Source organism: Pseudomonas sp. SMV71 (assembly GCF_052042015.1).
Lineage (GTDB): Bacteria > Pseudomonadota > Gammaproteobacteria > Pseudomonadales > Pseudomonadaceae > Aquipseudomonas.
Window position 1 is genome coordinate 375,727 of record NZ_JBKGGU010000001.1, and the last position, 15,868, is coordinate 391,594.

13 protein-coding genes and 1 pseudogene are annotated in these 15,868 nt (G+C 61.1%); 7 read left to right on the top strand and 7 right to left on the bottom strand.

Going from position 1 to position 15,868, the window contains the following annotated elements; all coding sequences use genetic code 11:
- Window positions 1-28 precede the first annotated feature (28 nt).
- Window positions 29-811: pseudogene (locus ACLEJQ_RS01865) on the bottom strand (PAS domain-containing protein); the annotation flags it as partial.
- A gap of 213 nt (window positions 812-1,024) precedes the next feature.
- On the opposite strand from ACLEJQ_RS01865, the gene ACLEJQ_RS01870 reads away from it, so the two are divergent.
- The 3 genes from ACLEJQ_RS01870 (at window position 1,025) to ACLEJQ_RS01880 (ending at window position 4,420) form a co-directional block, all read left to right on the top strand.
- A complete protein-coding gene (locus ACLEJQ_RS01870) occupies window positions 1,025-2,443 on the top strand; it encodes a short-chain fatty acid transporter (RefSeq protein ID WP_440791604.1) in 1,419 nt (472 codons plus the stop codon).
- Window positions 2,444-2,556: 113 nt separating this feature from the next.
- Window positions 2,557-3,717, top strand: coding sequence for a hypothetical protein (locus ACLEJQ_RS01875; RefSeq protein WP_440791606.1), 1,161 nt, complete (start codon window positions 2,557-2,559; stop codon window positions 3,715-3,717).
- A gap of 175 nt (window positions 3,718-3,892) precedes the next feature.
- A complete protein-coding gene (locus tag ACLEJQ_RS01880) occupies window positions 3,893-4,420 on the top strand; it encodes an SET domain-containing protein-lysine N-methyltransferase (protein WP_440791608.1) in 528 nt (175 codons plus the stop codon).
- A 10-nt stretch (window positions 4,421-4,430) separates the two neighbouring features.
- Here the strand turns inward: ACLEJQ_RS01880 and can are convergent, their stop codons facing one another.
- Complete coding sequence (gene can, locus ACLEJQ_RS01885) at window positions 4,431-5,075, bottom strand: carbonate dehydratase (RefSeq protein ID WP_042729252.1); 645 nt, start codon at window positions 5,073-5,075, stop codon at window positions 4,431-4,433.
- 132 nt (window positions 5,076-5,207) lie between these two features.
- On the opposite strand from can, the gene ACLEJQ_RS01890 reads away from it, so the two are divergent.
- Entirely contained in the window at window positions 5,208-5,612 is a 405-nt protein-coding gene (locus ACLEJQ_RS01890; RefSeq protein ID WP_440791611.1) for a serine kinase/phosphatase, read from the top strand.
- A gap of 213 nt (window positions 5,613-5,825) precedes the next feature.
- Here ACLEJQ_RS01890 and rimI read toward each other — a convergent pair whose 3' ends face one another.
- Both rimI and ACLEJQ_RS01900 read right to left on the bottom strand, forming a co-directional pair.
- Entirely contained in the window at window positions 5,826-6,278 is a 453-nt protein-coding gene (gene rimI, locus ACLEJQ_RS01895) for a ribosomal protein S18-alanine N-acetyltransferase (RefSeq protein WP_440791613.1), read from the bottom strand.
- On the bottom strand, window positions 6,271-7,056 hold the full coding sequence (locus ACLEJQ_RS01900; RefSeq protein ID WP_440791615.1) for an energy transducer TonB: 786 nt from the start codon (window positions 7,054-7,056) through the stop codon (window positions 6,271-6,273). The genes rimI and ACLEJQ_RS01900 overlap by 8 nt, the downstream gene beginning before the upstream one ends.
- 180 nt (window positions 7,057-7,236) lie before the next feature.
- Here ACLEJQ_RS01900 and mksB point away from each other — a divergent pair, with 180 nt between their 5' ends.
- From mksB to mksF, 3 genes are read left to right on the top strand one after another with little or no spacing between them, the layout of a single operon-like run.
- A complete protein-coding gene (gene mksB / locus ACLEJQ_RS01905) occupies window positions 7,237-8,517 on the top strand; it encodes an Mks condensin complex protein MksB (RefSeq protein ID WP_440791617.1) in 1,281 nt (426 codons plus the stop codon).
- Complete coding sequence (gene mksE / locus ACLEJQ_RS01910) at window positions 8,507-9,208, top strand: Mks condensin complex protein MksE (RefSeq protein ID WP_024778194.1); 702 nt, start codon at window positions 8,507-8,509, stop codon at window positions 9,206-9,208. The genes mksB and mksE overlap by 11 nt, the downstream gene beginning before the upstream one ends.
- Window positions 9,205-12,045: an Mks condensin complex protein MksF gene (gene mksF, locus ACLEJQ_RS01915; RefSeq protein WP_440791619.1), complete on the top strand. Its 2,841-nt coding sequence runs from the start codon at window positions 9,205-9,207 to the stop codon at window positions 12,043-12,045. Before mksE ends, mksF begins: the two co-directional genes overlap by 4 nt.
- A 164-nt stretch (window positions 12,046-12,209) precedes the next feature.
- Here the strand turns inward: mksF and ACLEJQ_RS01920 are convergent, their stop codons facing one another.
- From ACLEJQ_RS01920 to ACLEJQ_RS01930, 3 genes are read right to left on the bottom strand one after another with little or no spacing between them, the layout of a single operon-like run.
- Window positions 12,210-14,513: an MlaD family protein gene (locus tag ACLEJQ_RS01920; protein ID WP_440791621.1), complete on the bottom strand. Its 2,304-nt coding sequence runs from the start codon at window positions 14,511-14,513 to the stop codon at window positions 12,210-12,212.
- Window positions 14,506-15,129, bottom strand: coding sequence for a paraquat-inducible protein A (locus tag ACLEJQ_RS01925; protein WP_440791623.1), 624 nt, complete (start codon window positions 15,127-15,129; stop codon window positions 14,506-14,508). Before ACLEJQ_RS01925 ends, ACLEJQ_RS01920 begins: the two co-directional genes overlap by 8 nt.
- Window positions 15,116-15,775, bottom strand: coding sequence for a paraquat-inducible protein A (locus tag ACLEJQ_RS01930; protein WP_440791625.1), 660 nt, complete (start codon window positions 15,773-15,775; stop codon window positions 15,116-15,118). The genes ACLEJQ_RS01925 and ACLEJQ_RS01930 overlap by 14 nt, the downstream gene beginning before the upstream one ends.
- Window positions 15,776-15,868 lie beyond the last annotated feature (93 nt).

Genomic DNA, 15,868 nt, shown 5'->3' on the forward strand with positions numbered 1-15,868 from the left:
TGGCCGCTTCGGCAACGGCTTTTTCCTGGTTGACCTGGTCGGTGATGTTGGTGGCGAACTTCACCACTTTATATAGCCGCTCGTTGGCATCGAGTACCGGGTTGTAGGATGCCTCCAGCCACACTTCACGACCGTTGCTGTCGATTCGCTTGAAGCGCCCAGCGACGAACTCGCCGCTGTTCAGGCACTTCCAGAAGTGTTGGTAAGCCGCGCTGTTGTACTCTTCGGGCTCGCAAAACATACGGTGATGCTTGCCCTTGATCTGCGCCAGGCTGTAGCCCATCGCATTGAGGAAGCGATCATTGGCCGTCAGTACGTGCCCGGCCAGGTCGAACTCGATGACCGCCGTCGAACGCACCAGGGCGCCAATGAGATTTTCGTGCTCGCGGGAATTCTCGATCGTGCGGGTCAGGTCGTTGGAGTACATCGAGAAATAGCGAATGCGCCCGTCGGCGTTGCGCACCGGCTGAAGGATCGAACGTAGCCAGGCCTCCTGGCCGTTGCCGCGCATCAAGCGCACGGCCCCGGAAAAATGCTCGCCGCGCGTCAGTGCGGTTTTGAAACGTTGCTGGAATTCGTTGGTTCTCAGGTACGCAGGCACCAGTTCCTCGACTGACCGGCCAATCAAGTCCTGACTCTTGTAGTGCATTTCGTCGAGGAAATTCTGGTTGACCGACTGCACCCGCCCATCGGCGTCCAATGTCAGACCGAGCATTTCGCGGTCCAGGCTTTCTTTTACTTGTACGAGGCTCGACAGTTCCTGGCGAAGAGCCAAAAGCTCCTGCTTCAAGCGAGTATTGAACATGGACATGCTCCGACAGCAGGAGAGTAGTAAGTGGCTGTTCCCTTGCCATCGGCCCGGTCGATTGTTTCTTAAGTGCGCGGTGGGTCCGGCGGGAAATAATCCGATGAGCGTTCGAACCTCGATCCACTACCAGGGTCATTGGGATTGCCCTATCGTGGGCGAGATCGCCGAAGCCGCGCCGTCATCCATACCCATAATCATAAAAACGAGGTAATTGCCGTGACCCCCGACATTGAAGACAGCCGTTCCGCCCGCTTCGCCTTGCGCTGCTCCAGCTTTGCAGAGCGGTGGTTTCCCGACTCCTGGGTCTTCGCCGCGCTGGCAGTGCTGGTGGTCGCCGTGGCGACCCAACTGATCGGCGCAACGCCGACGGCGGCCGCGATGGCGTTCGGCGATGGTTTCTGGAGCCTGATTCCGTTCACCATGCAAATGGCCTTCGTGGTGATCGGCGGCTACGTCGTCGCCAGTTCGCCACCAGCGGTCAAGCTGATCGATCGCTTGGCGCACATTCCAGGCAATGGTCGCAGCGCAGTGGCTTGGGTGGCGCTGATTTCCATGGTCGCGTCATTGCTCAATTGGGGTCTGTCACTGGTGTTCGGCGGTTTGCTGGTGCGCGCCCTCGCCCGGCGTACCGACCTGAAAATGGATTATCGTGCCGCCGGCGCCGCTGCCTACCTGGGCCTGGGCGCGGTGTGGGCCTTGGGGTTGTCCTCGTCGGCGGCGCAATTGCAGGCCAACCCGGCGAGCCTGCCGCCGTCGATCCTGTCGATCACCGGTGTCATTCCTTTCACACAGACCATTTTTCTCTGGCAGTCGGGGGTCATGCTGCTGGCCCTGATCGTAATCTCCGTGATCATCGCCTATGCCACTGCACCAGGGCCGAACAGCGCCCGGGACGCGACAGCCTGCGGGATCGATCCCAGTTTCAGCATGCCGGCGCTGCAACCGCGCACCCGTCCGGGTGAATGGCTGGAACACAGCCCACTGCTGACCATCGCCCTGGTGTTGCTGGCCGCCGGCTGGCTGATCCATGAGTTCTCGACCAAGCCTGCGATCAGCGCCATTTCAGGGCTCAATACCTATAACTTCCTGTTCCTGATGCTCGGTGCGCTGCTGCACTGGCGCCCGCGCAGCTTTCTGGATGCCGTGGCCCGAGCCGTACCGACCACCACTGGCGTATTGATCCAGTTCCCACTGTACGGCTCGATCGCCGCGCTGCTGACCACGGTCAAGGGCAGCGACACGCAGACGCTGGCGCACCATATCTCGACCTTTTTCGTACAGATCGCATCCCATGACACCTACGCCTTGTTGATGGGTATCTATTCGGCGGTGCTGGGTTTCTTCATTCCTTCCGGCGGCGGCAAGTGGATCATCGAGGCGCCCTATGTCATGCAGGTCGCCAATGACCTCAACTATCACCTGGGCTGGGCCGTGCAGATCTATAACGCTGCCGAGGCGCTGCCGAACCTGATCAATCCGTTCTATATGCTGCCGCTGCTGGGTGTACTGGGGCTCAAAGCCAGGGATCTGATCGGCTTTTCCTTCGTGCAGCTGTTGGTGCACACGCCCTTGGTCCTGGCGCTGCTGTGGGCGCTGGGAACGACCTTGAGCTATTTGCCGCCCGTGATGCCATAAAGCCATAAAAAAGGGCCGATATTTCCGTCGGCCCACTTTTTCTTCGGCTCAGACTGTTTCAGTATGGATACACCCCTGTTTCGAGGGGGCCACACGCTGAAAAGGAACTGAGCATGTCCAAACTCGCCGTAATGTCTTTTGCCGCGCTGGCCTTCAGTGCCGCCGCCCACGCCGCCGACATTGATGTACAACTGGGCAGCACCGAACGCGTTACCCGCCTCTTCGCCTATCCCAATAATTGCAATGTCATCTGCTATCGCGACTGGACCCTGGAACAGACCGTCGAGCATTACCTGACCCAAAGCGTGCAGCGCGACGGCTACGGCGCAGCCAAGGTCAGCGTCAAGACCGACAACAATATCGTCTACGCCAGCATCAGCGGTGTGCCCAAAAGCTATGGCCAACCGTTGACCGCACTGCTCGATGCCGGAGACCTGGCGTACAACGGTGCGACGAAAATCAACAGCGACAAGAAATGGTCCTACAACTGGTACCTGTTCCTGCCCTTGGGCATGGCCTTGGAAAACCGCAAGAGCGTCGAGCTGCTGCATTTCCCGCCGGACTACTCCTTGACTCAAGCCCAGGACTATCTTGAATCGGCCACCACGGACCGCTGGGCCACGCTGCTGACCGCCAACGGAATTGCCGCCGACCAGACACCGGCCTACCAGACCATCATCGACATCGCCCCGATCGCTGCCCCATCCAATGCCGGCCAGACGCTGGAAGGGCTCTACGATTACTTCAACGATTACCAGACCACCATGGTCAAGCAGGTCACCCAGAACGCCAGCGGGGCCGCCTTGCCGATGGTGGCGTTCGGAGCACCGGTGCGCAACTGGATCAAGACCCAGTATGGCCAGACTATCGGCGTGCTCGGCCTGGCGACCGTCACACCGGCCGGTGGCGTCAAGGTTCCGGTGCTGGGTTCGAACCACCCGAGTTATATCTGGTACGCAGCGGACAAGACCAACTACGACGGTGACGAAGCCAAGGCCGATGCCGCCGGCTTGAAAGTCATGGGCCAGGACTTGAGCGCCGCCTGCTGGCAGGCGGGCATGGGCAGCAAGCCGGGCACTGATCCGAGCGCCCTGTTGAACCAGTGCACCCAGACATGGCAAGTCACGCAAAAGGAACAGACCTGCGAGCTGTTCTACACGTCGATTCGCAACCTTTCCCCGGCTGACGCGGCGAAAAAGTGCGAAACATCGGCGATCAAGTCGCAACTTCCTCAGTTGAAAGTACCGATGCCGCTGCCTGCCGAAGCGATCTGACCCTGTGGGGCGCTCCCGCGTAAGCCTATGCTCACGCGGGAAAACGCTTTCGGCGCCTGTCAGAGTTGACAGTAGATGGCGCGCTCGACTTGGACGAAGCTAAAAGGGTCAATCACCCACGTTGGCAGGACGCCAACGCCAGCAAGTCGAGTGTCCAGCACCGACAGGGACCGTCATGACCGCTTATGTGACCGATACAACCAGCTCACTGGACCCGGACTGCATCTATCCGGAAACACAACTCAGCACTCGCCTGGGTTATCCGTCTGTCCACGATTTCGAAATATTGCGTGCAGCCAACGGGCGCTGCGTCGGAATCGTTGCCTTGAAAAAATTCGCCGCCATGGAGCGGATGTGCCGGGTCTCCGGTCTGCTGCTGAGCCGACGACGCTCGCATACCGTACAGGTCCTGCCGGACATCCACATGTACGACCCGCGCTTCGCCGGATTGCTTCGCCACTCTTGCAACCCGAACGTGTTCCTGGACATGAGCGAACTGTGGATGTGGGCACTGACCCACATCCACAAAGGCGATTGTCTGACGATGGATTACGCCAGTACCGAACAGAAGTTATACCGGCAGTTCGCTTGCCGATGCGGCTCATCCAACTGTCATGGCTGGATCACCGGCTATGACGAACCGCCCAATGAACAGGGCATGAAATTCCTGCGGCACTGGCGCCATCGGTGTCACCGCGACTGATCAACCAGACTCAGGGAGCACCGACCGGACGTAACCGATACTGCGGCGGCAATTGCTCGAAACCGCTGATCGTCGTGTCCAGGCTTTTCCAGCGTCCGTCCTTGATGCCATAGATGCAGCCATGGATCGACAATTTCTGGCCGCGATGCCAGGCATTCTGGACGATGCTGGTATGGCCGACATTGGCCACCTGCTGAATCACGTTGAGTTCACAGAGGCGGTCGACGCGCTCCTCTTCGGTCGGCAGTTGCGCCAGTGTCTCGCGGTGTTCGTAGTACAGGTCGCGGATCGAGCGCAGCCAGCCGTCGATCAGGCCCAACTGACGGTCCTGCATCGACGCACGTACGCCACCGCAACCATAGTGACCGGTCACCAGGATGTGCTTGACCTTGAGCACGTCCACGGCGTACTGGATCACCGACAGGCAGTTGAGGTCCGTGTGCAACACCACGTTCGCCACGTTACGGTGCACGAACAGGTCGCCCGGCAGCATGCCAACGATCTCGTTGGCCGGTACTCGCGCATCGGAACAGCCGATCCATAGGTATTCCGGGGTTTGCTGGCGAGCCAGCTTGGCGAAGAAGTCAGGATCCTCCTGCTTGATCGCATCGGCCCAGCGCGCGTTGTTATCAATCAGATCTTGTAACTCGTTCATGCTGTCTAGCCCTCGAGAATAGTGCGCAACTTTGACAACGGACCTTCTGCCGAGGTCACTTCGATGACGTCGTTGGAATTCCTGGCAGCGCTGCGGGTCCACCCAGTAAGGTCCACAGTCAGAGGAATTACCATGAATGATTCACGACGTCCCTTCGATGCCACGCAGCCGGAACCCATCGACGACAACGAGGACCGCATGGGCTCGATGCATGAGTTGGAGTTCGACGACGACCAACCGAGTGCGAAAATCGGTGACGAACTCCCGGAAGACGAACGCGAGCAACTGATGCCCCCTGAACGGGTCCGCGAAGCAGGCCTGACCGGCGCGTCCATGGATGATCGGCAACCGACCGACGATGACCTGAGCCCGGAAACCCTGATCCGCGACGACGGCGCCCGGGATGCTCACGAGGCCGGCGATGACGGACAGGCCGATTGGGACCTGAGTATTGTCGATGAAGACGATATCGGTGGGGGTGACGGGCTGGACGAGGCCGAGATGGCAGATATCGATCCGTTGGACGGCAAGCGCTAGATACCGGCACTCACAGCAAATCCTTTGTGGGAGCGGGCTTGTTCGCGAAGGCGGCGTCAGCTGTTGCAGAGATGCAAACTGACCCACCGCTTTCGCGAGCAAGCTCGCTCCCACAGAGGGTTGTGGTGGGCAGTGGAATCGTGGGCGCCCATGAACCACCATGGGAGCGGGCCTGCTCGCGATGGCGTCGGCTCAGCCGGCACAGGTCCCGGATCAGTCCACTAAAGTGCAGACCATCACCACCGCATCTTCGCGCCCCCCCACCGCCGGGTAGTAATCGCGCCGCCGGCCGATCTCATTGAAGCCGTAGCGCTCATACAGGCGGAACGCGGTGCGGTTACTGTCACGCACTTCCAGGAAGCATTCCCGGGCCTCGGCCTTGGCGGCAATCGACATCAGGTGCTCCAGCAGGCGCAATCCCAGGCCACGGCCCTGGTTTTCCGGCTTGACGGTGATGTTGAGCAGGTGCGCTTCATCAAGGATGATCTGCACCACGCCATGGCCCACTTGCTGCTGGCCTTCGAACATCAGCCAGATCTGGTACTTGCCCAGCCCGTCGAGAAAGATCCCTCGGGTCCAGGGATGGCTATAGGCCGCGTATTCGATCTTCAGCACAGCGTCGAGGTCCGCCTCGGTCATCGGGCGGAACGATACAGCGTCACTCATTCGATTCTTTCCAACGCGCCATCAGCCGGCGCATGGCTTGCCAGACTTCAGCCTTGTGCTGTGGCGTTTCCATTAACAGTTCCAGGCCCGGCAGCGCCCAGGCCGAGCCCAGGCCTTCGATTTGTAGTTCGCGATTGAACGCTTCGGCATCCGCCTCGCCGGCGAACTTCACCGCCGGCAGGCCGATCAGCCACAGGCAGACACAGGGCTCGTCTTCGAGCCGCGCCGAGACAAAACCCTGGACGAAATCCCGTGCCGCCTCCGGCCCCTGGTCCATCGTGCCACGGGACAACAGCGGCCAACGCACCGGCTCGCCGACGATCTGCGGGCTGTCCGGCAGGCCGGCGGCGCGCAGCATGTCCTTGAGCAACAGATAGGCTGGATCGCGGCTCTGGAACGGCTCGCCAGTGGGCAGTTCCACCAACAGCAGGCAACGCCCGGCGCGCAGCAGTTGCAGGGCGAAACGCGGCGGCGGGACGTGGGCGACCTTGACCGGAGCCGGTGCCGGCTCGGCCTCTTCCACCGGTTTGGCGTTGGTCCGGGTCGAGGCCAGGCTTGGCCGCGGCACTTCGATTTTCGGCCGCTCGGGCACAGGCGCCGACGGCTCGGCGACGGTCCGGGCCAGCGGTACAGCCGGAGTCGGGACGGCCTCCACCGGCTCGGGTGTCACCAGCAACTCGGGCCGCGACGGGGCGGCGAACGGCAATTCGGTGCGCGGCAGCCAGTTGACCACCTGCATGGCGGTCAGATAGGCGCGGCGACGGGACTCGATAAGCAAGGGTCGGCCACTTGTGGATAACTGAAAGTGGCAGGGATTCTACCGCCCTTCGACGCGAACCGCTGCCCTGTCTAGCCGATAGTTGATCGATACGCGACGACAGTCCGTCTCGGGGGTGAATCGCAAGCGGTCCGATGCAGTACAATCGCCGCTTTTAATTGCAACCCGACGGCCATTGCGATGATCGAACCCAAGCGCGTCTTGCGCGCCCTCGCTGAACACTGGGCATTGCTGGAACCTTTGTGCGAGCACTTCGACCAAGGCACCCTGAGCCTCAACGAATTGCGTTCACAATTGGCCGCCCAACAACTGGACAGCACGCCTCAGGACATCACCAACCTGCTGGACGTGTGGATCCGCCTGGACATCCTCGTGCCGGTGGCGAAAAGCCCGAACCGCTTCGAACTCAATGCCCAGATCCATGACTTCCTCGCCTACCTGCGCCGCGAACACCGCCTGGGCCTGTGCCTGGAGATCGAAGCCTACCTGCGTCACCTGGAGCGCCTGGCCGGCTATATCCAGGACGCCTTCGACGTGCGCGACGGCAACGACCTCGCCCGTCAGTTGCGCCTGCTGGACATGCGCGTGCGGGACGTGCTCAAGAAGCTCGCCAATGACGAGCAGGCGTTGGTGGCCGTGGCTGAACGGGCCAAGACCAGTGATCGGCAGATCCCCCTGCGTCAACGCTACGCCGAGGTCCTGGCGACCTGGGACGAATATGTCGAACCGATGATCCAGCTGGTGAACGCCGACGGTGCATTCGAGCAAGGCGTGCGCAAGGTCGAAAACGTGCTGTTGCGCATGCTCACCGAACAGCAGCGCCTGGGTCATCTCGTCGACGATGACATGCTGCTGCGCACTCACGCCCGCATCCTGGAAATGCAGACCAGCGCCCAGCTCACCCTGCGCCATGCCCGTGAACTGCTGCTGCCGCTGCGTGAAGAAGCGCGCCGCCATAACGCCGTGACCCGTGGCGCCGCCCTGGCGTTGGCGGCGATCCGCCGCAAAGGCATCGATGCCGTGCCGCAAGCCGCCATGCCACTGTTCACCCGCCCACAGAGCACGTTCCTGGGCAGCGCCAGTCAGGTCGAGGCCTATGTCTACGCCCTGGCCCGTTTCGAACCGAAACCGGCACGCTTCCCCAAGTCCCACAAAACCCACAAGGGCGGCGATGCCCCACGGGCGCCGCGCACCGTGCGCGAGATGGTCGAGCGTTGCGAAGACGCGCTGCCGATGCCGGACCTGATGACCTGGCTGCTGGAACAGGAGCCGGACGGCGCGACCGACGAATTGCTGTACTGGTTCTCGCGCCTGTCGCGGGAAAAACGCTTCAAGCGCGAGCGTCTGGAGCGCCGCGACTACCACACACACGAGCATCAGGTCAGCCTGCGCTCCTTCGCCCTGCTCTCGGCCCGCGACAGCGCCGCCGAGGATTCTGCGAGCATCCCAAATGCATCTTGATCTATCCGAACTGTCCCAGCTGGCGCCGATCTTTCGCGAGCTGTTCAAGGGCTACCACGTCAGCCGCCGCGACCCGGAGCTGTACGCGCAACTGTCGAACTTCCAGGATCAGTACCGCACGCTGTTCAAGGCCCTGGGCTTCGAGCTGGTGTGCGATACCCGTGGCTTCTACTATTTCGTACCGGACCTGGCCGCCGCCGCGGTGAACAAGACCGCCCAGCGCCTGGCCCTGTTCACCTTCATCCTCGTCGAACATCTGGCCGACCAGGGCCGCGACCCGATCGCCGTGCTTGACGGTGGCAGCCTGGGCCGTGACGAACTGCCGTCGCTGCTCGAAAAGTACCGCGACCTGTTCATCCAGGCCGAAGTACAGACCCAGGAAGAGCTGGAAGAAAAAATCATGCGCCGCATGACCCAACTGGGCTTCGCCAGCGAAGACAACGGCGTGTACCGCTTCCTGCCGCCGATGCACCGCTTCCTCGACGTCTGCCTGTCGGTCCAGCAGGACCGCGACCTGGCGGCCAGCGTGCACAGCGTGCTGCCGTTGCCGGCACCGGTACTGATCGATGAAGACAGCGACGAGAAGCTGCTGCAAACCGACGATCCGCTCGACCTGGCGCCGTTTGAAGACGAAAGCGAAGAAGACGCACTGGCCCGCGCCATTGCCGAAGAACAGGAGACCGACGCATGAGCAAGGACCGCTACGGCATCCGCCGCTTTGCCCTTTTGAACACTGCCGGCTACAGCCTCGGCCTGTTTCCGCTGGAAGAACCGCTGTCGGTGTACGGCGCGAACAACCTCGGTAAATCCGCGTCGATCAACGCCTTGCAGTTCCCGATCCTGGCGCGCATGTCGGACATGAGCTTCGGCAAGTACAGTCTGGAACAGTCCCGGCGGTTCTACTTTGCCTCGGACACCAGTTATATCCTGGTGGAAGTCGCCCTGCCCCACGGCCCGCACGTGATCGGCGTGGTCGGTCGCGGCCCGGGCGGTGGTTTCGGTCACCAGTTCTTTGCCTACGCCGGCAAACTGGATCTGGCGCACTATCAGAAAGATGACACCTGCCTGCGTCAGAAAGAATTGTTCACGAACCTGGAGCGAGAAGGCCTCAAGGCCTATGAGCTCAAGCCCGATGAACTGCGACGCCTGCTGGTGGGTGGCCACACCTCGATCCCGCTGGACCTGACGCTGATCCCGCTGCGCTCCACCAGCGAACAAAGCCTCAAGACCTTCCGTGCGCTGTTCATCAACCTGCTGCACATGCGCGAAATCACCGCGGCAAAGCTCAAGCAACTGTTCCTCGATGCCTTCGAGCACAGCCTGCGTTCCGGCAGCGTGGACTACATCGCCGCGTGCGAAGAAGCTTTCCGCGACGTACGACGCATGGAGCAGGACTACAACTCCCTGGTCGCGGCCGGTCCGCTGGTGGAGGCGCTGGCCAATGGCGTGAAGCAGCGCGATATCCTGCGCGGTAAGTTGCACCGCCTGTCGCCGTTGCTCGACTCGCTGCTGGGCACCTGGTCGGACTACGCCAGTGCGCGCAAGGAAGAGCTGACCATCCAGGCCGAACACTATCGCAATGAGCAGGATTCGCTGCAGAACGACCAGCGTGGCGGCACCCAGGAGTTGATGCGCCTGGAGCGGGAAATCACCGGCATCCAGCGCTGGCTCGGCGAGCTGTCGGTGCTCAAGCACCGCTTCGCCCTGGTGGATGACGTCAAGGTCCTGGAGCAACAGTTGCTCGCCGCCAAGGACGCCCACGATGAACTGGCCGGCGCCCTGGCCCAGTCCCGGCAGTTCAGCGCCGAAGACCTGGAAGAGCGCCTGCGGGATCTGGAAAAGCGCCTGAAGTCGGTCAAGCAGCAACTCGATCACGCCGACAACAACAGCTACGCCCGCCTGCGGGAAGAGTTCTCACAGCAGGATGTCGAGCGTCTGATGCGCCTGTTCAATAGCGCTCTGTTCAGCCTGCCGCTGGGCGAGCATGGCATTGCGCTGGACGAGAACGGCGACTGGGTCAAATCGGTGGAGCTGATCCTCGACGGCTTCAAGGGCGAGCGTTTCGAAGTGCCTGGCCTGTCCATCGACCTGTCTCACATTGAACCACCCGCCCTGCAGGCCCTGGCTGACCGCGCCGCCTTGCGAGACCAGAAGGAACGCCTGGAAAAAGAGCTCAAGCAGCTCAAGACCCAGCAGGCCGTGGCCGCCGATCGCGCTGCCAGCAAGACCCAGACCGAGGCGCTGTACCAGCAAGTCCTGGACGCGCAGAAAGCCCTCGAAGATTTCCGTCGCACCCAGACCCTGAGCGCCGAGGAAGGCGAGAAGCTCGAGCAACTGGCGCAGATGGAAGCGGCCCAGGACGAACTCAAGCGCTCCAGCGACGCCTTCACCGAGCGCGTCCAGCAGTTGTCCGCCAAGTTGCAGCTGGTGGGCCGACAGATCGCCGACATGGAGGCCAAGCAGCGCACCCTCGACGATGCCCTGCGCCGTCGCCAACTGTTGCCGGCGGACCTGCCGTTCGGCACGCCGTTCATGGACCCGGTCGACGACTCCATGGACAACCTGTTGCCGCTGCTCAACGACTATCAGGACAGCTGGCAAGGCCTGTTGCGCATCGACGGCCAGATCGAAGCGCTGTACGCCCAGGTGCGTCTCAAAGGCGTGGCCAAGTTCGACAGCGAAGACGATATGGAGCGGCGCCTGCAACTGCTGATCAACGCCTATGCCCACCGGACCGACGAAGCCCTGACCCTGGGCAAGGCACGCCGTGCGGCCGTCACCGACATCGCCCGGACGCTGCGTAACATCCGCAGCGACTACGATAGCCTCGAACATCAACTGGCGTTGTTCAACCGCGAGATCAACAAGCGCCAGGTGTCCAACCTGCAGAGCTTCCGCATCGTTCTGGCGCCGAACAAGGAAGCGCTCAAGCACATCGACCAGATCATCCACAGCGCCGGCCAGTATGAGGAAGGCGAGACCCTGTCGGTGTTCGACCTCAGCCAGAGCGCCGAGCAGGACAACAAGAACGAAGAGGCCAAGGAATACCTGGCGCGGCTGGTGGCGGCGAACCACAACCAGCTCGGTCTCAAGGACCTGTTCGAACTGGCGTTCGAGATCACCAAGGTCAACGGCCAGCCGGTGATCCACACCGACATCGACGGCGCGGCATCCAACGGCACTACCATGACCATCAAGGCGCTGACCAACATGTATCTGTTGCTGCACTTGATGGACCGCGAACAGGCCGGCCGCGTGCGTCTGCCGTACTACCTGGACGAAGCGGCGGACATCGACGAGAAGAATCAGGCCGCGTTGCTGGAAACCAGCTTGCAACTGGGCTTCGTGCCGATCCTCGCCAGCGTCAAGCCGCAGGTCTGCGCCAGTGTTGCCATCGACCTGGAAGGCGGCAGCGGTCCGAGCGGGATCTACATCGACGAAGCGGACTGGAAATACATCCGTCGTCACGATGCGGTGAAAGCCACGGTGAATGTACAGGCCGATGAACCGGAGCTGGACCCGGTGTAAGGTGAAAAGCCGAGCATGAGAAAGGCCGCGATCCAGATGGATCGCGGCCTTTTTCATTACACATCACTCGTGGCGAGGGAGCTTGCTTCCGCTCGGCTGCGCAGCAATCGTAGGCTTCAGGGCCGCTCCGCGCCCTGCGGGAGCAAGCTCCCTCGCCACAAATGCTACTTATCGATCTTGATCTTCGGCGCCCAGGTCAGCCATTCATCCTCGAATTTATCGAACAGCGGGAACGTCTGTTCCGGTCGTGCCGGATTGCCCATCTTTTCGCCATCCGGCGTCGCAAACGCAATACCGCCCTGGATCAAGGTCTCAAGCGATTCGGTCCGCACCGTCGCCCCCTTGAACAGGCCGAAGTCCAGGCCGAAACCGCTGCTGTTCCAGAATCGCGTGCCGCTACGTACCAATGGTGCGTACTTGGGCTCGATCAGGATATGGATTAGCACGCGGTCCGCCGTCTGGCCCAATTCATAGCCGGTGACCTTGCCCACGGTGATTTCACGATAGGTTACTGGCACGCCGATCTTCAACGAACCACGGCGGGCCGCGCTCAGAACCAGGCTCAGGCCGGCTTCAGGTACCGTACTCTGCGGTGGATTGTCCAGGGCCACAAAATTTTTCTGCGGCCCGAGGTTCTTCGCCGAAGGCTGCACTTCAATGTACTGGCCCGTGACCAAGGTCTCCAGATTGGAGGTCTTCATCAGGCCCAATTCCGGCTTGACCACCCAGAACTGCGAACCGACCCGGGCGATGCGCTCCGGCACCTCGGTGATACGTGCCGTGACCTGTACCGATTGCATGTCGGCGCTCAGATCCACATCCTCGACCTTGCCCACATCCAGCCCTTTGAAGCGGATCGGCGTACCGCTGCGCAAGCCGTCGGCGCGGTCGACCTTGATCGTCACCACGGTGCCACGCTGTTGCGCAGCTTCGCGATCCTCGAACAAGCGGAACCTCGGAATGCGCCGTTTCAGCGGCACATTCGGCTCCGGCGTTTCGAAGGCGATACCGCCGGCCATCAGGCTCTGCAGGGATTCGCTCTTGACCTGGATCCCGCCCGTCAAGCCGCCCGTCAGGGTAATGCCACTGGCATTCCAGAAGCGTGTCGAGCCATTCACCAGTCCTTCGTATTCCTTCTCGATGTGCACGCCAATGATCAGCTGTTTTTTCTTGCGAGAGAACTGATAGCTTTGCACCGACCCGACCTTGACCTGCTTGTAGAGAATCGGGCTGCCGACTTCCAGCGATCCAAGGTTTTCAGTGAGCAGGACCAGGTGCAGCCCCGGGGAACGCAGGTCCAGCGGGGGCGCCTTGGCCCTGGCTTCGAATTCCCGTTGCGGCGCACTGCCCTTGTCACCCGGGCGCACAGCGATGTAGTTGCCCTTGACCAAGGCTTCCAGGCCGGTGATGCCGGCCAGGGAAATCGATGGCTTGACGACCCAGAACTGCGTGCCTGTCACCAGATAGTCCTCAGCGAGCGGGTCCATCGTCAGCTCGGCAGTGGCACTGGACAGGTCCGGGTCGACCTTGAGGGTTTTCAGGCTACCGACCTGGATGCCTTTGTACATCACCGGGGTACGACCGGCCTGCAAGCCTTCGAAGTCGCTGAGCTTGACCTTCACGCGGATGCCGGCAGCCGCTGCATCGAAGTCTTCATAAAGACGAAACGGCAGGCTGGGGTCCGTCGGCGGGCTGTCCTTGCGGCTCTCCGGCGTGGCAAACGCAATGCCACCGGCCACGATACTGGCGAGCGATTCACTGCGCACTTTGACGCCCGACAGGTTGGCGTCGATGCTGATGCCGCTGGCATTCCAGAAGCGCGTGTGTTTGCGCACCAGGCTGGCGTAGGTCGGTTCGATGAAGACCTTGATCTCGACCGTGCTCTGGTCCTCGGACAGGGTGTAGCTTTTCACCTGACCGACCTGGATCTGCTTGTAGAACACCGGACTGCCGCGGTCCAACGACCCCAGGCGATCAGCCTTGATGGTCAGGTGCAATCCCGGCTTGGCGTCCGACAGCGGCGGTTCCTCGGCCAGCGCCTTGAACTTGCGGGTCGACTCCCCTTCCCCCGGGCTGATCGCCACGTAGTTGCCCGAAACCAGGGTCTCCAGGCCGGTGATCCCAGCCAACGAAACGCTCGGCTTGACCAGCCAGAAACGGGTACCGGTCTTTAGGTACTGCTCGACGTCCTTGTTCATCTCGACGGTGGCGATCACCCCTTTGGTGTTACCTTCGTCATCGAGCGTCAGGTTCTTCACCTTGCCGACAGTCATGCCCTTGTAGACGATTTCAGTCTTGTTGACCTGAATGCCTTCGCCGCTTTCAAAGCGCACACTGATTTCTATTCCGGTGTCGTTATAAGCCCGCCAGCCGAGCCAACCGCCGATGATCAAGGCAATCAGCGGCAGGACCCAGATGGCCGACCAGTTCGAAGCCGGTCGGATTTTAGCGGTAGGCAAATCAGTCATGGTCGTTATCCGACTCCGTGTTATCCCAAATCAGTCGGGGATCAAAGGTTACTGCGGCAATCATCGTCAAAATCACTACGCTGGCAAAAGCAATCGAACCGAGCCCGGCTTCGACACTGGCGAGCCGGCCAAAATTCACCACGGCCACAAGAATGGCAATCACGAAAATATCCAGCATCGACCAGCGACCGATGAACTCGATGAAACGGTACATGAGGATGCGCTGACGCGCCGTCATCGGCTGGTGCCGCTGCACGGAGAACAGCAACAAGGCAATGCCCACCAGCTTGAAGGTGGGCACCAGGATGCTGGCGATGAACACAACGGCGGCGATAGGAATCATGCCGTGGTGTACCAACTCGATGACGCCGGCCATGATGGTGCTCGGGGCGCCCTGGCCCAGCGAATTGATAGTCATGATCGGCAGCAGGTTGGCCGGGATATACAGAATCGCGGCGGTGAGCAACAGCGCCCAGGTCCGCATCAAGCTGTTCGGGCGACGGGGATGAATCCGTGCGCCACAGCGAGTACAGGTCTGACGGTCGAGCTGGGGATCCTGTCGATTCAGCTCATGGCATTCGGTACAGATCAGAATGCCTGCATCAATCGCCCTCATGGGCATCCTCTCCTGATAACGCCTGCCAGATCTGACGCGGTGACATCACCACTTCGAGCCAGACCTGGATCAGCAGCAAACTGACGAAGCAGAGCAGGCCAAGACCTATTGTGATGGAAGCCATGTCGGCCAACTTGACGATGGCCACCAGCACGCCCATGAAGTACACCTCGAGCATGCCCCAGTCTCTCAGATGGTGATAAATGCGATACAGCAACAAACCGTAGCTACGACCGATGCCCAAGCGGATAGTCAGCAGCACAGCCAACTGACAAAGCAGTTTGAGCAGCGGGACGCCCATACTGCATAGGAAAACCACGACCGCCACACCTTGCATACCGGTGTCGAACAGACCGACCACGCCGCTCCACACGGTGTCTTGGGAAGACTGTCCGAGTAAATGGAGTTGCATGATGGGTAAAAAGTTGGCCGGTATGTATAACAACAAAGCGGCAATAACCAAGGCAAGACTGCGGTCGACCACGTTGTGTCGATGGGCATAGAGCTCGTACCCACAGCGAGGGCATTCGGCTTTCTCGCCGCGGGCCAGGTGGGGCTTGCGCATCAATAGGTCGCATTCATGACACGCCACCAGATCGTCCAGGGGCAGATCTGACAACCTATCAACGTCTGACGGATCGGGCATATAGCGCTCTGGCTCAGCTAAGGTGGGGCTATTCTAGTGCTCCGGCTCGAAAATAAGTGTGCAAATTTGTCACGAGCTTTCGCATGTTTTATG